Source organism: Pseudonocardia wallangbongensis (genome assembly GCF_054486945.1).
Map to the genome: position 1 here is coordinate 332,093 of NZ_JBRERS010000005.1, position 18,995 is coordinate 351,087.

An 18,995-nucleotide genomic window follows, 5' to 3' on the forward strand; every position below is an offset into this window, starting at 1 on the left:
TCGTGGGCAACCTCTGGAAGAATGGAACGAGGGCTGCTGTCGCGTGGCGATCCATCCACAACGAACGGGACGGTGTGTGAACAGCGCACGCGCCCGTGCGCGCGGTGGTCACGGCCGGTCGGGCGTGACCACCTCGAAGGTCACCTCGAACAGGGTGGACCAGCGTTTCCCGGTGACGTAGAAGAACCCGTTCGCCGCAGCGATCCCGTTGAGGACGTCGGCCCCGGGAGTGGCGTCCAGCCGTCGCAGCTCCGTGGCGTCGACCGTGTCCGTGACGGTGCCGTCGGCCAGGTCGATACCCAGGTAGCGGTCGGCGCCGAACACCGTGGCCCACACCCGCCCGGCCGACCATTCGAGGTCGTTCAGCCCGGTCACCGGGCGTTGACCGAGCCGCACCGCGAGGGTGCGCCGTGGCTCGAGTCCGGCGGGATCGCGGATGACCAACTCGTCGCTGCCGTCGCTGGTCAGCACTCCTTCCGGGCACAGGCAGGCGCCCCAGCCCTCCCGGTCGAACGGAACCTCGGCGGCGATGCGGCGCGCGTCGGTGTCCCAGCGCAGCGCGACCCCCTCCCGCCAGGTCAGCTGCCAGATCCCGGTGGGTGCGCGGACGATCCCCTCGCCGAACAGGTGGTCCGGCAGCGGTCCGGACCACTGCTCCGCGCCCTCGGGCATCCGGAGCTCGCGCAAGCCCGAACGCCCGTAGAGGCCCGCGCTCTCCCACAGCGTGCCGTCGGCGAAGGCCAGCCCCTGGGTGAAGATCTCGCGCGCGTGCGGCAGCCGGTTGTGCACGACGACCTTCCTCGCCCGCACGGCGCTCCCATCGTCCGAACCGCGGGGAGCGGCGCACCGCTCCCCGCGATCCCGCTCAGTAGCAGCTGACGGAATAGCAGTCCGGGCCGATCGAGATTGCGCTCTGCAACAGCAGACCGGCGCCCTCGGTCTCCTCGGCCGTCTCCATGGCCTGCAGTTCGAGTACGGCTTCCATTCTTTCTCCCTTCGTCGGTTCTCTCCCCCGGTTCGTCCGGGACCGGAGTTCAGCGGGCGGGTGCGGCGACGCGGCCGCGGAGGAACGGCAGGACCGGTTCGCCGGTACGGGCCGCGTGCAGCGCGAGCAACACGCCGGCGCTGCCGGTCGCGAGGTCCGTCGACAACCGCAGCAGGTGGTCGCCGGGGAAGGCGGTTCCGCCGCCGAAGGGTGTGGTGTGCCATTCCAGCCGGGAAAGCTGCCGTTCGGCACCGGCGTCACCGGCGGTGGCCAGCGCCAGCACGAGCCCGGCACGGCCGGTGGTGAGCCCGGGATGGACGGTGAACTCGGCGCGGCAGGCCCGCAGCAGCAACGGAAGTGCGGCGACGTTCGGCGCGTGCGGATCGTGCGCGGCCAGCTGCGTGGCGGCCAGCGCGATCCCGGCCGAACCGGTGCCGAGGTAGGGCACCGTGCGCGCGGAATCGTCGCGGACCTGCATCGCGCCGCCGGCGGCCGGCACACAGGTGTCGAGGTCACGGCCGATGGCGCGGTCGGCCGCTTCCAGCCACCCCCGGTCGCCGGTGTGCTCGAACAGGCGGACGAACAGCAGCGCCGGACCGGACCAGCCGCGCAGCAGCCCGCCGGGTGTGCGGGTCGCGGGCATCGCCTCGAGCCGCTCCCCGACCTCCATCGCTCGATCTGCGAAACCCGGCACCGCGAGCAGCCCGATGCCGATACCGGCGAGCCCGTGCTCCAGGGTGTGGCTCGTGACGTCGTCGACCGGTCCGTCGGCCAGCTCGCCGGCGCGCTGGTGGTAGCCGAGCTCCGCGAGGACCGTGGCCACCCCGTGCTTCCCGTGCCAGAAACCCGGCCGGGCCGGCGGGTTCCGGCCGAGTGCGTCCAGCAGCCAGCGTTCGTGGCGGGGGAACCGGCCTGCGCCGACGGCGTTGAGCACGTGCAACACCCCGGCGGCACCGTGCGCGAAGCCGGTCGCTCCACCGGGACCGAACTGGGCGATGTCGCCGGGGAACAGCCGGTCTTGCCGGTCCGGGGTGGCTGCGGCGAGGATCCCGGTCACGATCGGACCGGGGCGGAGTCCGGCGTCCTCTTGTTCCTCCTGCGCAGGCCGCCGCGCCGGGGCCGCCGAGGTGGGAACGGCCGTCACGGCCGGCCGTGGGTGCGCGGCGAGTTCGGCGAGGATGCCGTCGCCGAAGCCGTCCGGCACCGGGAACCTCCGGGTGATGAACCGGACCCAGCCGGCCACCTTGCCCGGGTCCAGCTCCAGCATCGCCGTGAGCGGCAGGAACAGCCATAGCTTCAGCACGGCCAGCGCGTGGTCGTCGACGGCGAACCCCCGCCGCCAGCTGGGGGCGCGGAACCCGGGCGCTCCGATCCCGGTGATGTCCTCGGCGTGCACGTCGAAGGCCGCTTCGAAGTCGATCAGCGACACCCGGCAGGTGTCGTCGACGAGGATGTTGGCCGGGTGCAGGTCGGCGACCACGATCCCGCGCCGGTGCACCTGCTCGACGAGCGCGCTCACGCGTTCGGCGATCGCGAGCGCCTCCTCGGCGTACGCGGAGATCTCGCCGCGCGAGGCTTCGGGGCCGGCCAACGGGTAGCGGGCGGCCAGCCAGTGGGTCAGCGGCCGGCCGGGCAGCTCGCTCATGGCCAGGAAGTGGTGCTCCCACACCGTGAACAGCTCGTGCGCCTCCGGGATCCCCGGGATCCCGGACAGCCGGTCCAGGGATTCGTGCTCGCGGTGCAGCCTGATCACGGCGTCCCCGCCGTGGCCGTCCAGCCCGGCGTGTGGCCGCGCCTCCTTGAGCACGACGCGCTCACCGCCGTCTGCACGGCGGGCCAGGTACACGCCGCCACCGTTCGAATGGTGTACGGCTCCACCGATGGTGTACGGGAGCCGGCCGGGCACGGCGCGGGAAGCCAGCGACGGGGTGAGGCAGTCGGGCAGCGGAACCCAGTCCGGCGGGGAGAACCTCGGCTCGCGCCGATCCGGGACGAGCACGCCGTCCGAGTTCTCGATGGCGGGCGTCCGCTCTTCCCCGGTGTCGAGCCACCGTTCCTGGAAGGCGCCGTAGCGGACGTACAGGGGGCCGCTCCCGTAGCGCAGGTCGCTGAGGATGTACGGCCCCTCCTCACCTGCGAGCTCACCGGACAGCTCCGACAGCAGCGCTGCGAGTTCCTCGCCGACGGGGTAGATCGTGATGAACTTGCCACTGCTTGCGCGCGGCGCGTACTTGGCGTTGTTGCCGAGCAACATGCGGCGCGAGCGCAGGTGTTTGAACGCGATCCGCCGCCTCAGGCAATGAACGTGCACCGTCTCCAGCACGCGTCCGGCGTTGTCCGGGGTGGCCGAGACGTGGACCTTCCAGCCCTGCTCGGGCAGCCTCAGGGCAGCCGGCCGGAGCGAACGCCAGGGCCCGCTCTCCCGTTCGGTCCATCCATCGGGGACGGCCGGTGTTTCAAAGGGTTCGCCCGCGCCGGCGTCCGGTTTGTCGTAGAAGAGCGGGTCGGCTGCGCAGAAGGCGAAGTACCGCGTGTCCACCCTGGCCCCCCTGCCGTCCACTCTCGATATCACGAGCGTATGACATTGTTGAACAATCCTGCAAGTGACTTGTGGGCTCGAAGTGGCGGCATTGCCCCGGTCGTGGCGGTCCAGGACCCACGCTCGAGGTGAATGCCACCGGCGGCCTGTCTCCACCGCACCCGGAGGTCCTGATGCCCGGTCGCGACCGTCGGACCGAGGCGCGCCGGTGACGGAGCTCACGAACCCCGCGCATGGGACGGCCCCCGCCAGGGGGGATTGGCGGGGGCCGTCGTGTGGTTCAGCTCCGGGGGGTCGAGCTGAACCGTGTCCGGACACAGCCGGACAGCCCCATCGTAGCCCTTGACGAGCGCATCCGCGCGGTTCTGCGAGAAGCAAGTGGGGTGGTGTCGGCGCTGTGTCGACGCGGGAGGCGCCTCGGTGCCCGTGCGTGTCTGGCAAGCTCGCCTGCGTGTCCGGTGCGCTCCCCCCGCAGCTGCCCACCCGGGCGCCGGCTCGCTCCGGCGCCGCCGCGTTCTTCGATCTCGACAAGACCATCATCGCCGGATCGAGCGCGCTCGCGTTCAGCCGGCCGTTCCGCCGGCAGGGGCTCATCAGCAGGCGGGCCGCCCTCCGGAGCGGTTACGCTCAGTTGCTCCTCGTGCTGTCCGGTGCCGACGCGGACACGATGGACCTGCTGCGCAGGCGGATCACGGCCCTGTGCACCGGTTGGGAGGTGGCGCAGATCCGCAGCATCGTCGCCGAGACGCTGCACGACATCGTCGAGCCGATGGTCTACGCCGAGGCCACCGAGCTGATCGCCGAACACCGCGCGAACGGCGACGAGGTCGTGGTGCTGTCGGCATCGGGCCTGGAGGTCGTCGAGCCGATCGCCGCGCTCGTCGGCGCCGACCGCTGCTTCGCCACCCGCATGGGCGTGGCCGACGGCAGGTACACCGGGGTGATCGACTACTACTGCTACGGCTCGGAGAAGGCCCAGGCTGCGCGCCAGGTCGCGGAGGAACGGGGGTACCGGCTGGAGGACTGCCGGGCCTACTCCGACTCGATCACCGACCTGCCGCTGCTCGAGGCCGTCGGGCATCCCACGGTGGTCAACCCGGACCGCGCGTTGCGGCGGGAGGCCGAGCTGCGTGGCTGGCCCGTCCTGGCGTTCGCCGATCCGGTCGCGTTGCGGTTCCGGCCGCCGCCCCTGCGCGCCACCCTCACGGCGGCGGGTGTCGGGGTGGCCGCCGCGCTGGCCGCGCTCGGCTGGTACGCGTGGCGGCGACCGGCGCGTTCCTGATTCCGGTGGGGTTCCTGAGGGTGGCAGCGCGGCGACTGATCGCCACCGTGCGTGCCTGAACCGGTGCACCTCCCGGCGCCCCTTGCTGTGGTCCGAGTCACCGACTACAAAGGGCGTTACGGACCCTTGAACGGCCAGGGGCGGTGCGGCAGAGAAGCACCCGTCCACCCCGAGCAGGGCTCCGTGCGAGAAGGCCGGGCGCTCCACGCACAGCACGCCGCGGGAGGCATGTCGTCGTGGGCCTGCGTACCGGGACGCTGGACGCCGAGGCCACAACCACGACACGTAGTGCACGCCTGGATCTCGGGCTTCTCGCGCAGGCGGGCGGCGCTCCTCCACGGGAGCGCCGCCCGACTCGTATGTTCTGGGCAGGATCTCTCAGCTGCGGGCGTCGGCGATCGAGGTGCCTTCCCGCGCTCCCGCCTCCCACTGCGCACAGCAGTGCAGCAGCCATTCCCGTACGCCGTCGGCGCCGCCGCCGGCGAAGGCGGCTGCCGCGCTGCGGTACTGCGCGGCGTGGCGCAGGTGCCCCACCTCCGGCACGGCGAGCCCTTTCGGATCGAGCCCCGCGGCCACCGCGGCGAGCCGGGCCGCGGCGCGCGCCACCACCCCGTTCGCCGCCGCGAACGGCCGGAGGGCGAGCAGTTCGCCGTGCACCACCGCGACGAGCACCGGCGCCGGTACGCGGGTGCCCCCCGTGACGAGGTCGGCGAGCAGCCCGAGCCGGCCGGCCACGTCGTCGCCGGTCCGCGGCCTGCCCAGCTCCGCCTCGTGTCGCTGCGCCGGCATCAGGTCGACCGCGGCCACGACGTGCAGCCGGGCGAGGGCCTGCAGCGGTGAGCTGCGCCAGGCGCCGAGCAGCCGTCCGCTCTCCTCGGCCGCGCGCACGGCGCCGGCGAGCACGGGGTCGGCCACGGTGTCGCCGGCCGCGAGGGTGGCACCGTCCAGGGCGGCGGACGCGCGCGCGGCGCGCAGGCTCGCCTCCGCCGCGCTCGCCGGCCATCCTCTCCGGTTGACCGGGTGGTTGTGCACGGCGACCAGCGCGTCGCGCGCCCGGCCGACGGCCTCGGGCACCCCCGGCAGCTCGAGCAGCGGGGCCAGGGGGTCGGCGGTCACGGCCACCCGCGCATGCTGTCATCCGGCCCGCGACCCGCGCGCACCCGGACCCCGGCCCGCGTGGCTCGTGCGACGGGTGGTCGTCCCGGAAACGCGGGTCGTGGACGGCCGCCTGTCCTCCGTCCGTCGACCGTCCGGCGAAATGGCCCGACCTGTCCAGACCGACGGTGCGCCCCGCCGAGAGGCGCACTAGCGTCGAACAGAAAGCATGCTTCAGCCGGGCGCAGGCGCCCGGCGCGACGCCCAGGACCAGGAGGGCACTGATGGCCGAGGACCACGCCACGCTGAGCAACCTCTCCACCGAGAACCGGAGCTTCCCGCCGAGCGACGAGTTCGCCGCGCAGGCAAACGCCACGGCCGACTGGTACGACCGCGCAGACACCGACCGCGAGGCGTTCTGGGCCGAGCAGGCCGAGCGCCTGCATTGGGAGCAGAAATGGGAACGGGTGCTCGACTGGGACTCCCCGTTCGCGAAGTGGTTCGTCGGCGGCAAGCTCAACGTGGCCTACAACTGCGTGGACCGGCACGTCGAGGCCGGGCACGGCGAGCAGGTGGCGTTCCACTGGGAGGGCGAGCCCGGCGACACCCGCACCATCACTTACGCCGACCTGCAGCGTGAGGTGTGCAAGACCGCCAACGCGCTGATCGAGCTGGGCGTCGGCGCGGGGGACCGGGTCGCCATCCAGCTGCCGATGATCCCCGAGGCCGCGTTCTCGATGCTGGCGTGCGCGCGGCTCGGCGCCATGCACAGCGTGGTGTTCGGCGGGTTCTCGCCCGGTGCGCTCAGGGCCCGCATCGAGGACGCCGAGGCGAAGCTGCTCATCACCTCGGACGGGCAGTACCGCCGGGGCAAGCCGGCGCCGATGAAGGCGAACACCGACGAGGCGACCGCCGAGACGCCGACGATCGAGCACGTGCTCGTCGTCAAGCGCACCGAGATCGACGTGCCGTGGACCGACGGGCGCGACATCTGGTGGCACGACCTCGTGGACAAGCAGTCCGATCAGCACACGCCCGAGGCGTTCGACGCCGAGCACCCGCTCTACATCCTCTACACCTCCGGGACGACCGGTCAGCCGAAGGGCATCCTGCACACGTCCGGCGGCTACCTCACCCAGTGCGCTTACACGCACAACGCGGTGTTCGACCACAAGCCCGGCGAGAGCGTCTACTGGTGCACCGCCGACATCGGATGGGTCACCGGGCACAGCTACATCGTGTACGGGCCGCTCGCCAACCGGGCGACGTCGGTGATGTACGAGGGCACCCCGAACACGCCGCACGAGGGTCGGCACTGGGAGATCATCCAGAAGTACGGCGTCTCGATCTACTACACGGCACCCACGCTGATCCGCACGTTCATGAAGTGGGGCGCCGACATCCCGGCGAAGTACGACCTGTCGTCGCTGCGGGTGCTCGGCAGCGTCGGCGAGCCGATCAACCCCGAGGCCTGGGTGTGGTACCGGGAGAACATCGGTGGCGGCTCCTGCCCGGTCGTCGACACCTGGTGGCAGACCGAGACCGGCGCCATCATGATCTCGCCGCTGCCGGGCGTCACCACGGCGAAGCCGGGATCCGCGATGCGTCCACTGCCGGGGGTCAGCGCCGAGATCGTCAACGACGCGGGCGAGCCGGTCGGGCACGGCAATGGCGGCTACCTCGTCCTGGACAAGCCCTGGCCGTCGATGTTGCGCGGCATCTGGGGCGACGAGGAGCGCTACCGCGAGACGTACTGGTCCCGGTTCGCCGAGCAGGGTTACTACTTCGCGGGCGACGGGGCCAAGTACGACGACGACGGCGCGTTCTGGCTGCTGGGCCGGGTGGACGACGTCATGAACGTGTCCGGCCACCGCATCTCCACCACCGAGGTGGAGTCGGCGCTGGTGAGCCACCCGACGGTGGCCGAGGCGGCCGTGGTCGGCGCGTCCGACGCCACCACCGGGCAGGGCATCGTCGCGTTCGTGATCATGCGCGGTGACGTCGTCCAGGACGAGGCGAGGGGCGCCGACGCCATCAAGGCCCTGCGTGACCACGTCTCCAAGGAGATCGGTCCGATCGCGAAGCCGCGCCAGATCATGGTCGTCGACGAGTTGCCGAAGACCCGCTCGGGCAAGATCATGCGCCGGCTGCTGCGCGACGTGGCGGAGAACCGTGAGATCGGTGACGTCACGACACTGGCCGACTCGTCGGTGATGGACATGATCTCGGACGGCATGCAGGACAGCAGCAGGTCCGAGGACTGACCCCGTCCTCGGTATACCGTAGGCGGGCAGCGCAGCTCGAGGTGATCGGAGCCATGCGATGACGACGGCGAAGGTGCCGGGCGTCGAGGCTCGGGCCGGGAAGTTCCCGGGGCCGAGCCTGATCCCGGAGCTGAACGCGATCCAGGCGCGGCTGGGCTGGTTGCCGCGCGAGGAGCTCGTGACGTTGGCACGCGAGCTGCGCCGCCCGCTCTACGAGATCGAGGGGCTCGTCTCGTTCTACCCGCACTTCCGCACCGACCCACCGGCCAAGGTCGCGGTGCACGGCTGCCACGACCTCACCTGTTGGCTCGCCGGTGCCGACGCGAAGCTCGCCGACGTGGCGGCCGGGCTGGACGGGGAGGGGGACGTCGAGTTCACCGAGGTGTCCTGCCTCGGCCGCTGCGACATCGCGCCCGCCGTCGCGGTCAACGAGCACCCGGCCGCGCTGGAGGACACGAACGCGCTGGTCGCTGCCGCCCGCGCCGACGGCCTGGGCCATGCCGAGCCCACACCGTCGGGCCGGGAGGAGCCGTGGCCCAACGACCCGTACGCGGCGGGGGCCGAGCGCTACCGGGTGCTGCGCTCCGTGCTCACCGGAGAGCGGACCGCGCAGGAGGCCATCGCCGCCGTCAACGACTCCGGGCTGCGCGGGATGGGTGGCGCGGGCTTCCCGACCGGCCGGAAGTGGCAGCTCGTCGCCGACCAGCCGGCCGGGCTCAAGTACGCCGTCTGCAACGCCGACGAGTCCGAGCCCGGCACCTTCAAGGACCGGCAGATCCTCGCCGACGAGCCGCACCTCGTGCTGGAGGGCCTGCTCCTCGGCATGGTCTGCACCGGCGCCGAGCAGGGGTACGTGTTCATCCGCCACGAGTACGGGCCGGAGGAGCACGTGCTGCGGGCGGAGATCGAGGCGATCCGCGCGGCCGGGCTGCTCGGCACGGACGTGCTGGGCTCGGGGCGCACGTTGCAGCTGGACATCTTCACCTCGCCCGGCGGCTACATCCTCGGCGAGGAGTCGGCGCTGATCGAGGCGATGGAGGGCCATCGCGGCGAGCCCCGCAACAAGCCGCCGTTCCCGGGCGTGCACGGGCTGTGGGGCAGGCCCACGTTGATGAACTCGGTGGAGACCTTCGCCGACGTGCCCGTCATCGTCGAGCGGGGCCCGGGCTGGTGGCGCGACCAGGGCCTCGGCGAATCGGTGGGCTGGAAGTTCTTCGCGGTGTCCGGGCACGTCGAGCGGCCCGGCGTGTACTGCGTGCCGATGGGTACCACCGCCCGCGCGCTCCTGGAGGAAGCGGGCGGCATGGCCGGGGGCGCGGCGCTGCAGGCCATCCAGCCCGGCGGCGCGTCGTCCAACTTCCTCGGGCCCGATCAGCTCGACGTCCCGCTCGACTTCGGCACGCTCGCCGACGCCGGGTCGATGCTCGGCTCGGGGGCGCTGGTCGCGATCGCCGAGGACACCGACCTGCTCGCCGCCGCCACGAACGTCCTGCGCTTCTTCCGCAACGAGTCGTGCGGCAAGTGCGTGCCGTGCCGGGTCGGCTCGACGAAGGCGCACACGCTGCTCACGGAGGCCATCGCGACCGGCGGCCTCGACGACGCGGGGCGCGAGCGGATCCTCGAGCTCGAGATGGTGATGCGCAAGACGTCGATCTGCGGGCTCGGGCAGGTGGCCCTCGGCCCGGTGGTCAGCGTGCTCGGCATGCAGCGCGGCGCCACGACGGTGCGGCAGCACCCGAAGAACGACGACCCCGAGGTGGACGACAAGACGCCCCGCCCCTGACGTCGCGGACGGGCGCCGTGAAACGAAAGGCTCCGCCGGACCTGGTCCGGCGGAGCCTGGTTCGGGTCGGTGGCGACTACCCGACGGTGAAGAAGAACGCTGCGACGACCCCGATGTAGGCGGTGCAGAGCGCGATGCCGTGCCCGCGGCTGGTCCGGCCCCGGACGAACAGCAGCGCCGGCAGGAGCACCGCGACGGCCATGCCGATGAACTCGATGGGGGTGAAGACGAGCGGCAGCGGGCTGATCACCAGCGACAGCAGGACGACGGCGGGGATCAGGCCGGTGGCCACCTGCGCGGCGGACTGCAACCCGATCTCCGAGGCCAGCAGCACGTTGCCCCGCGCTGCGATCACCACGGCGCCGCCGTGCTCGGCGGCGTTGCCCGCGATGGCCACGATGACGGCCGCGACGAACATGTCCGAGAGGCCTGCCGCTTCACCGAACGACTCGATGGAGCTGGTGAGCACCTCCGAGACGGCGACGGTGGCGAGGGTCGCGAGGCCCAGCGTCACCACCGCCCTGGGCAGCGACCACTCCGGGTCGCCCTCGGTGCCCTCCTCGCGATGTCTGCGGCGCTCCTGCAACACCGAGCGCACGGTCACCACGCAGTAGGTGCCGAACAGCACGACGGCCACTGCGATCGCGATCCCGCTGGTACCGGACTCGGTGGGGTCCACGGGCCCGGACGCCACCGAGGAGATCCCGAACAGCGCGATGGCGAACGCCACCATCCCGATCGCGCTGTAGGCGCTGCGCCGCCCGATCCGGCCCCGGCCTCCGGCGATGAGCGAGCAGCCCAGCACGAGGAGGAGGTTGCCGAACACGCTGCCCACCAGCGACGCGCGCACGACCTCGTAGAGGCCGCCGCTCACCGCGAACAGGGAGATGATGAGTTCCGGGGCGTTACCGAACGTCGCGTTGAGCAGGCCCGCGATGGCCGGACCCGTGTACTCGCCGACCTGCTCGGTGGCCTCGCCGATGATCCAGGCGAGGGGGATCAGTGCGAGCACCGAGAGCAGGAACAGCGAGACGTCGTCCATCTCGAGGAACCGGGCGACGATGGCCACCGGCACCAGGACGAGGGAGGCCCACAGGAGCGTGCGGCCGCGGAACACACGCTGCTGGAGGAACCCGGAGAGCCGGGAGGACGGTGCCTCCCCTCCCTGCGCGGTGCGAACCCCGCTGTCCAATTCCTGTGACACGATCACTGATCCAATCCCGCAGCGTCCTGCGCGCCCCGGCAGGCAGGAGCCGTCGGGTGGACGGACCCTGCCATCGACCGTAGGCGTCGACAGGCGCTGCGTCTCGTTTGTGTGGTCCGTCGAACCCGCTGGCCCACGTCGCGGCGGAGTCGAGGTGATGATCGCATCGGCTCCGCCGCGACGTCGGCTCACGAGGACCGTGGGTGCCTGCCTCTGGCGGCGGCTCCCGCCGTCGCCGGGGCCCGGTTCGCGGGCCGACCCGCGCGGCGAGCGCGCTTGCGCTCCCGCGCCTCCCACAGCACGGCGGCGTGCACCGCGTAGCGGGAGTAGGCCTCCTCCGCGATCGGGTTGCGGTCCTTGATGCTCAGGAGCCACGGCGGCGTGAGCCGTTCGAACATCCACACGAAACCGATCGCGAAGCCCGGGCTGATCAACGCCTGGAACGCGAGGAACGTCGCGATGTTGTCCGGCGGTGCCGGGCTCCCGCCGAGCAGGACGGGTGTCATCGTCTCGTGCAGCAGCCGCGCGAGCGGGAACCCCAGCAGCCACAGGACCGCTGCGGGGGTGAACACGCCCGGCCTGATCCGCCCGAGCCCGACGAACACGCCGTACCCCCCGCCGAGCAGGGCGAGCGGCACCCCGAGGGTGACGCTGCCCGTCAGCGCCCAGCCGATGGGCAGCCCGACGAGCGCGCCCATCCCGCCGACGAAGGCGCCGGCGAGCACCCCGATCACGGCCCCCGGAACCGCGACCTCGGCGACCTGACGTACCTGGTTCATCGACATGTCAGCTCACGATCACTCCGAAGCGGATCAGGCTGTAGAAGAGCATGCCCAGGTAGAAGACAGCGCCGAACCCGATGATGAGGTTCGTCCAGATCTTCGGCCGGATCGGCTTGGGCAGCAGCCTGTTGTTCACCAGCAGGAGCACGATGCAGTAGGCGCCCATGGCGAACGTGGACAGGAACGCGAGGATGTCCAGGATCGCCCCGGGACCGTCGGCCGGGCCCCACAGCAGGATGCAGATCCCGAAGACGATCACGCCCCAGAGGAACCCGGCGTACAGGTGGGCCATCCGGAACCGCTTCGCCCCAGGGACGAAGTGGTAGGTCATGTCCGCCTGCCCTCGGGCGAAGGAGTCGAACAGACCCAGCGTGGCGTTGAGGCCGATCAGCGCGATGAAACCGAGGAACACCGTGCCGAGCGCCGGCATGCCGACGGAGCCGAACGAGTCGGACATCGCCTGCAGAGCGGCGGACCGCTCACCGTCCCGGAGCAGCCCCACCACGTCGGGGCTCTGCCGCGCCGCGGCCTGCGCCAGAATGGTGAACGAGATGGTGACCAGCATCGTGATACCCCAGAACAGGAGGATCGCGTCGAACGTGACCCAGCGCCGCCAGCCGCGCCACTTGGCCATCTCCTCGGGGTCGTCCGTGTCGAACATGAAGCCGCGGGAAGGCTGCTCCTCCTCGTCGCCTGCTCCGCGCAGACCGCGCAGCTGCGGGATGTGCGCGCCCATGCCCGCGCCGCTGTCGCGCAGGTGCAGCGTGTACCACATCTGCTGCATGCCCGACGGGCCCGCGAACGCGATCGAACCGACGATGACCGGGAACCACTCCGCCGTATTCGCCTCGGCCGGGATGTAGCCGAACGCGAACATGCCGGTGATCGTGGTGGCGAGGTCGCCCCACGTGCCGACGAGCGAGGCGATCACGGCCGTGCCGAGCACCAGCACGCCGATCAGGATCCCCAGCACGCTCTCGACGAGGTTGTAGACCACCTTGGCGAGCGTGAACAGCGTGCCGACGAACAACATGCCGACGATCGCGGCCACCTGCCAGGGGATACCGGTCGCCTGTTCGAAGGCGCTCGCCCCGGCCGATAGGTGTCCTGGCCAGATGTAGATCAGGATCGCGATCGTGAAGAAGAACCACATGATCGGTTTGAAGATGCGCGCCGCGCCGGTGAAGATGCTCTCCCCGGTGGCCATCGCGTAGCGCGCCATCTCGAGCAGGACGAACGCCTGCAGGGTGACACCGATGAGGAACAGCCACCGGATCTCGGGCCCGAACAGCAGCACCAGCCGGGGCCACATGTAGGACTCGCCCATCCCCACGCCGAGCGCGACGAGGAAGACCGTCGGGCCGATCAGGTGGACGGACGGCGGCGCATCCGGAAGCTTCCGGATGGGCATCGGTTCGAGGCCGCCCGCCTGCCACACTCGCTCGCTGCCTGCGGGGGCAGACGTGGCCGGCAGGCCTGCGTCAGGTTGCTTGGAAGTCGTCACTTCTGGGACCTCTCCGTTGGGATCTCCTGTGTTTGACTGCCCGGGCCCTGCTGTGCCTCCTCGCCTGCGACTGTGGGTCATGCGGTCGCCGGACGACCCGGCAGGCTCCCCGGCGGGTGGGCGATCCGCGGGTAGCCGGCCGGGCCGACCGGTCCGAGCCGGTCAGCACCGGCCTGGTTCAGTTAGACGAGACCCGCGCTGCGGGCCCAGCGGTACTTCGCCCCCAGCACGGCCACCGGCTTCTCGGTGGTGTACGGGTAGGCGACGATCCCGTGGTCGTAGAGGTACGTGCTGGCCTCCTCCACCTCGGTGTCCCCCGCGAGGGAGGCCACGACCGGCTTCTCGATCCCCTTCTCCCGGAACTCGGCCACCACGCGGGCGGTGAGCTCGGCGAAGACCATCGGCGGGGTCACGATCGTGTGCCAGTAGCCGAGGACCAGCGCGTGGATCCGGTCGTCCTCCAGGCCCAGCCGGATCGTGGCCTCGTAGGTCGACGGCGGCTCGCCCCCGGTGATGTCGATCGGGTTGCCGGCGGCGCCGAACGGTGGGATGAACTTGCGGAACGACTCGTCGAGGTCCGGCGGGATCTCCATCAGCGACAGGCCGTTGTCGACGATCGCGTCGGACAGAAGCACGCCGGATCCGCCCGCGCCGGTGATGATGACGACGTTCTCGCCCTTCGGCGTCGGCAGCACGGGGATGCCGCGGGCGAACTCGAGCATGTCGTTCAGCGAGTACGCACGCACGACCCCGGACTGGCGCAGGATGTCGTCGTAGACCTTGTCGTCGCCGGCCAGCGCACCCGTGTGCGAGCCTGCGGCCCTGGCACCCATCGCGGTGCGGCCGGCCTTCAGCACGACCACCGGCTTCTTCTTGGTGATCCGCTGCGCCGCGTCGACGAACGCCCGGCCGTCCTTGAGGTCCTCGAGGTGCATCGCGACGACGTTGGTGTCGTCGTCCTGCTCGAAGTAGGTGAGCAGGTCGTCCTCGTCGAGGTCCGACTTGTTGCCCAGGCCGACGATCGCCGAGACGCCCGTCTTCGTGGTGCGGGCGAACCCGAGGATCGCCATGCCGATGCCGCCGGACTGCGACGTGAGCGCCACCCCGCCCTTGACGTCGTACGGCGTGCAGAACGTCGCGCAGAGGTTCTGCGGCGTGTAGTAGTAGCCGTAGATGTTCGGCCCGAGCAGGCGCACGCCGTGCTCGCGGCCGATCTTCACGATCTCGTCCTGCAGCTCCTGGTTGCCGGTCTCGGCGAACCCGGAGGGGATGAGCACCGCGGCCGGGACGTTCTTCTCGCCGACCTCGCGCAGCGCCTGCGGCACGAACTTGGCCGGCACGGCGAACACCGCCACGTCCACGTCGCCGGGGACGTCGCCGATGCTCTTGTAGGCCTTCTTCCCGAGGATCTCGTCGGCCTTCGGGTTGATCGGGTAGATCTCACCGGCATAGCCACCGTTGATGAGGTTCTTCATCACGGAGTTGCCGATCTTGCCGTTCTCCGCCGACGCCCCGATGACGGCCACCGCGTTCGGCCGCATCAGGCGGTTCATCGTCGCCAGGATCTCGTCCTGGCCGTACCGCACCGGCTGGGCCGGTTCCTCGGCGTCCAGCAGGATGCGGACGTCGGCGGCGGATGCACCGTCGGGGCGGGCGAAGACCGGGTTCAGGTCGAACTCGCGGACGCGGGGGAAGTCGGTGACCAGGTCGGACAGCCGCTCGATGATGTCGGCGAGCGCTGCGGCGTCGGCCGGCTCGGCCCCCCGCGCACCCTTGAGGACCTCGGCGGCCTGGATGTCGTCGAGCATCCCGCGCGCGGTGTCGGTGTCCACCGGCGCGAGCCGGAACGTCACGTCCTTGAGCACCTCGACGAGCACACCGCCGAGGCCGAAGAGCACGACCTTGCCGAACGTCGGATCCGTGGTGGCCCCGATGATCACTTCCTGGCCACCGGTCAGCAGCTGCTGCACCTGCACGCCGTCGATCGCGGCGTCCGCCTTGTAGGCCTTGGCGTTGGCGATGATCTCGTCGAACGCGGCGCGGACGTCCGCGTCCCCGGACACGCCGACCTTGACCCCGCCGGCCTCGGTCTTGTGCAGGATGTCCGGCGACACGATCTTCAGCACGACCTTGCCGCCCAGTTCGGCGGCGAGGCGTACGGCGTCGTCGGCCGTGCTGGCCAGGCCCTCGCCCGGGGTCGGGATGCCGTACGCCTCGCAGACGCGGCGGCCTTCCGGGGCGGTCAGCGAGTCCCGCCCCTCGGCGAGCGCCTTGTCGAGGACCTCGCGTACAGCCTCCTTGTCGTACCCGGCTCCCATGGTCAGATCACTCCGTTCGTCTTGAGCTCGGCGAGGCGTTGCGGTTCCACGCCCAGCTCGCGCACGTACACGTCTTCGTTGTGCTGGCCGAGCAGCGGTGAGGCCTCGACCTTCACCGGCGAGTCGGACAGCTTGATCGGGCAGCCCACCGTCTTGAACGCGCCGCGCTCGGGGTGGTCCACGGTGACGATCATGTTGTTGTCGACCAGCGACGCGTCCTCGATCAGCTCCTTCGTGGAGAGGATCGGGCCGCACGGGATGTTGTGGGTGTTCAGCTCGGCGAGCGCGTCCCACTTGCTGAGCCCGGAGGACCACTCCTCGATCAGCTGGAACATCTTGTCCAGCTTCGGCAGCCGCGCCTCCGGCGTTGCCCACTCGGGGTCGTCGGCCAACTCGGGCCGGCCGATGAGCTTCGCGATCGGGGCCCAGCCCGGTGGCTGCACGATCACGTAGATGTAGTCGTTGGGGCCACCCGGCGCGCACTTCACGGCCCAGCCGGGCTGCCCGCCGCCCGAGGCGTTGCCCGAGCGCGGCACCTCGTCGCCGAACTCCTCGTTCGGGTACTCGGCCAGTGGGCCGTGGGTGAGCCGCTGCTGGTCGCGGAGCTTCACCCGGCACAGGTTCAGGACCGCGTGCTGCATCGCGACCGTCACGCGCTGGCCGCGGCCGGTGTTGTTCCGTTGCAGGAGGGCGGCCAGGATCCCGGAGACGGCGTGGATGCCGGTGCCGGAGTCGCCGATCTGCGCGCCGGTGGCCGTCGGCGGGCCGTCCTCGAAGCCCGTGGTGGTCATCGAGCCGCCCATCGCCTGGGCGACCACCTCATAGGCCTTGTAATGGGTGTAGGGGCCTTCACCGAAACCCTTGATCGATGCGTAGACCAGGCGCGGGTTCAGCTCCTGGAGCCGATCCCACGTGAACCCCATGCGGTCGACCGCACCGGGCCCGAAGTTCTCGACGAGAACGTCGGAGTTCTTCACCATCTCGATGAAGAGCTCCTTGCCTTCCTCGCTCTTCATGTTGAGCGTGATGCTGCGCTTGTTGCAGTTCAGCATCGTGAAGTAGAGGCTGTCGACGCCGGGGAGGTCCCGCAGCTGCTGGCGGGTGATGTCGCCCTTCGGAGCCTCGAGTTTCACCACGTCCGCGCCGAGCCAGGCCAGGATCTGGGTGGCCGAGGGGCCCGACTGGACGTGGGTCATGTCCAGGACGCGGATACCTTCAAGTGCACTCATCGTCGACCCTCGCTGCGCTCGGTCTGCGCTTTGCGCACACCTCGTGACATGGATTCCCTCGCAAGCTCGCTCATTTATCGCCCCCGATCACTTGTACATCGTCTGGTTCATGGTGCCCGGGGCGTACACCTCCGGGTCGACCCACACATTGATGAGCGAGGGCAGACCCGACTCCCGCGCGCGCTGCAGTGCGGGCGCGATGTCGGCGGGGTCGTGCACCTCCTCGCCGTATCCGCCGAGCATCTTCGCGAACTGGTCGTACTTCACGCTGCCGAGCGTGTTGCCCACCCGGCCGCGGCCCTCGCCGTACCTCTGGATCTGCCCGTAACGGATCTGGTTCATCGACGAGTTGTTGCCGACGATCCCGACGAACGGGAGGTCGAACCGCACCAGCGTCTCGAAGTCCCAACCGGTGAGGCTGAACGCCCCGTCGCCGAAGAGGGCGACGACCTCCTTGTCCGGCCGGGCGTGCTTGGCGGCCATCACGAACGGGATGCCGACGCCGAGCGTGCCAAGGGGGCCCGGGTCCATCCAGTGGCCGGGGGACTTGGGCTGCACGACCTGGCCGGAGAACGTGACGATGTCACCGCCGTCGCCGATGTAGATCGAGTCCTCCGTGAGGAACTCGTTGATCTCGTGGACCAGGCGGTACGGGTCGATCGGCGACGCGTCCGAGTACTGGCGGGGGAGCCGCTTCCCGTAGGCGGCGTCCTCGAACGCCCGCAGCTCCTCGATCCAGCCCGTGCGGTCCGGAGTGCTCGCGATGCGGCCGGACGACGCCGCGGTGACGGCGGACAGCACGGTGCCGGCGTCCCCGACGATGCCGAGGTCGATGTCGCGGTTCTTGCCGACCGTGCCGTAGCTGAGGTCGATCTGCACGACCTTCGCCGTGGGCGAGAGGCGCTTGCCGTAGCCCATCCGGAAGTCGAACGGGGTGCCGACGATGATGATCAGGTCGGCCTCGTTGAACGCGTGCCGGCGGGCCAGCTGGAAGTGCATCGGGTCCTTGGGCGGGAGCGTGCCGCGGCCGGCGCCGTTCATGAAGGCCGGGATGTCGAGCGTGCGCACGAACTCGATCGCCGCGTCCGTGGCCCGACACGTCCACACCTGGTTGCCGAGCAGCACGCACGGCTTCTCGGAGTGGGCGATGAGGTCCGCGAGCCGCTCGACGGCGGCGGGGTCGCCTGCCGACCTGGTGGACGCGCGGTAGGAGCCGGGTCGGGGGAGCCGGGCCTGCTCGAGCGGCACGGACGCGTCGAGGATGTCGCGGGGGATCTCGAGGAAGGACGGCCCGGGCGCGCCGGCCCGGCTCTCCCGGAACGCCATCGAGACCATGTCGGCGACGCGTGCGGTGTGCGGGACGGTGGCGGCGAACTTCGTGATCGGGCTCATCATGTCGACGTGCGGGAGGTCCTGCAGGGACCCCATCTTGTGCTGGCTGAGCGCCCCCTGGCCGCCGATGAGCAGCATCGGGCTCTCCGCCCGGAAGGCGTTGGCCACGCCCGTGACCGCGTCGCTGGTGCCGGGGCCGGCCGTCACGACCGCGCAGCCGGCCGTGCCGGTGATGCGGGCGTGGCCGTCGGCGGCGTGGGCGGCGACCTGCTCGTGCCGCACGTCGATGACGGAGATTCCCTCGTCCACGCAGCCGTCGTAGATGTCGATGATGTGCCCGCCGCAGAGGGTGTAGATCGTGTCCACACCTTCCGCCTTGAGCGCCTTCGCCACAAGATGGCCGCCGGAGATCGTCTCGACAGCGGGTGGATCACCTAGCCCGTTGTCGGCGGCGCGTCCGGTGACCGTCTGTGTCATGGGCGAGCACCTCCTCGTCGTCGCCGTCTGCGGAGCTCCACGGCCTGTCTACTGCATACGGTATGGCTGTCTTGGTACTCCACGGCCCGCCGGTTGTCCAGAGGAAGTAGCCCAACCTTGACGTTTCGTAGACTCCATACTGCATACTGCATGCACCGTTGGGAAGTATGCCGGTGGAGCCGGCGAGGGCGGGTAAGCAGG

At 70.8% G+C, this 18,995-nt stretch carries 12 protein-coding genes; 3 read left to right on the forward strand and 9 right to left on the reverse strand.

The genetic code is table 11. From position 1 onward, the window contains the following. Window positions 1-108: 108 nt before the first annotated feature. Window positions 109-885, reverse strand: coding sequence for a glutaminyl-peptide cyclotransferase (locus tag ACU436_RS20595; RefSeq protein WP_459028171.1), 777 nt, complete (start codon window positions 883-885; stop codon window positions 109-111). Between the two features lie 149 nt (window positions 886-1,034). Then, window positions 1,035-3,524, reverse strand: coding sequence for a class III lanthionine synthetase LanKC (lanKC, locus tag ACU436_RS20600; RefSeq protein ID WP_459027611.1), 2,490 nt, complete (start codon window positions 3,522-3,524; stop codon window positions 1,035-1,037). A gap of 430 nt (window positions 3,525-3,954) precedes the next feature. Between lanKC and ACU436_RS20605 the strand changes: the two genes are divergently transcribed. After that, window positions 3,955-4,806 (forward strand): HAD family hydrolase, encoded by an 852-nt coding sequence (locus tag ACU436_RS20605; protein ID WP_459027613.1) that lies wholly within the window; start codon window positions 3,955-3,957, stop codon window positions 4,804-4,806. 378 nt (window positions 4,807-5,184) lie between these two features. Here the strand turns inward: ACU436_RS20605 and ACU436_RS20610 are convergent, their stop codons facing one another. Next, on the reverse strand, window positions 5,185-5,928 hold the full coding sequence (locus ACU436_RS20610; protein ID WP_459027614.1) for an oxidoreductase: 744 nt from the start codon (window positions 5,926-5,928) through the stop codon (window positions 5,185-5,187). Between the two features lie 257 nt (window positions 5,929-6,185). Here ACU436_RS20610 and acs point away from each other — a divergent pair, with 257 nt between their 5' ends. Further along, the gene (gene acs / locus ACU436_RS20615; protein WP_459027615.1) at window positions 6,186-8,165 is read left to right on the forward strand and encodes an acetate--CoA ligase; all 1,980 of its coding nucleotides are present in this window, start codon (window positions 6,186-6,188) and stop codon (window positions 8,163-8,165) included. Window positions 8,166-8,223: 58 nt separating this feature from the next. Next, complete coding sequence (locus ACU436_RS20620) at window positions 8,224-9,948, forward strand: NAD(P)H-dependent oxidoreductase subunit E (RefSeq protein ID WP_459027617.1); 1,725 nt, start codon at window positions 8,224-8,226, stop codon at window positions 9,946-9,948. 76 nt (window positions 9,949-10,024) lie between these two features. On the opposite strand, the gene ACU436_RS20625 is transcribed toward ACU436_RS20620, so the two are convergent. From ACU436_RS20625 to ACU436_RS20650, 6 genes are all read right to left on the reverse strand, one after another. Continuing rightward, on the reverse strand, window positions 10,025-11,152 hold the full coding sequence (locus ACU436_RS20625; protein WP_459027619.1) for a calcium:cation antiporter: 1,128 nt from the start codon (window positions 11,150-11,152) through the stop codon (window positions 10,025-10,027). Window positions 11,153-11,340: 188 nt separating this feature from the next. Further along, complete coding sequence (locus ACU436_RS20630) at window positions 11,341-11,937, reverse strand: hypothetical protein (RefSeq protein ID WP_459027621.1); 597 nt, start codon at window positions 11,935-11,937, stop codon at window positions 11,341-11,343. Window position 11,938: 1 nt separating this feature from the next. Continuing rightward, a complete protein-coding gene (locus tag ACU436_RS20635; protein ID WP_459027622.1) occupies window positions 11,939-13,345 on the reverse strand; it encodes an Nramp family divalent metal transporter in 1,407 nt (468 codons plus the stop codon). 275 nt (window positions 13,346-13,620) lie between these two features. Then, on the reverse strand, window positions 13,621-15,756 hold the full coding sequence (locus ACU436_RS20640; RefSeq protein ID WP_459027623.1) for an acetate--CoA ligase family protein: 2,136 nt from the start codon (window positions 15,754-15,756) through the stop codon (window positions 13,621-13,623). A gap of 2 nt (window positions 15,757-15,758) precedes the next feature. Further along, the gene (gene frc, locus ACU436_RS20645; RefSeq protein ID WP_459027624.1) at window positions 15,759-16,985 is read right to left on the reverse strand and encodes a formyl-CoA transferase; all 1,227 of its coding nucleotides are present in this window, start codon (window positions 16,983-16,985) and stop codon (window positions 15,759-15,761) included. 87 nt (window positions 16,986-17,072) lie between these two features. Further along, window positions 17,073-18,794, reverse strand: a complete 1,722-nt coding sequence (locus ACU436_RS20650) for a thiamine pyrophosphate-binding protein (RefSeq protein ID WP_459027625.1) — start codon at window positions 18,792-18,794, stop codon at window positions 17,073-17,075. Window positions 18,795-18,995: the final 201 nt, after the last annotated feature.

Bases quoted from the DNA above. Each gene is read 5' to 3' on its own strand.
- acs (WP_459027615.1), top strand. From the start codon at position 6,186: ATGGCCGAGGACCACGCCACGCTGAGCAACCTCTCCACCGAGAACCGG.
- ACU436_RS20620 (WP_459027617.1), top strand. From the start codon at position 8,224: ATGACGACGGCGAAGGTGCCGGGCGTCGAGGCTCGGGCCGGGAAGTTC.
- ACU436_RS20630 (WP_459027621.1), bottom strand. From the start codon at position 11,937: ATGTCGATGAACCAGGTACGTCAGGTCGCCGAGGTCGCGGTTCCGGGG.
- ACU436_RS20635 (WP_459027622.1), bottom strand. From the start codon at position 13,345: ATGCCCATCCGGAAGCTTCCGGATGCGCCGCCGTCCGTCCACCTGATC.
- ACU436_RS20640 (WP_459027623.1), bottom strand. From the start codon at position 15,756: ATGGGAGCCGGGTACGACAAGGAGGCTGTACGCGAGGTCCTCGACAAG.
- frc (WP_459027624.1), bottom strand. From the start codon at position 16,985: ATGAGTGCACTTGAAGGTATCCGCGTCCTGGACATGACCCACGTCCAG.
- ACU436_RS20650 (WP_459027625.1), bottom strand. From the start codon at position 18,794: ATGACACAGACGGTCACCGGACGCGCCGCCGACAACGGGCTAGGTGAT.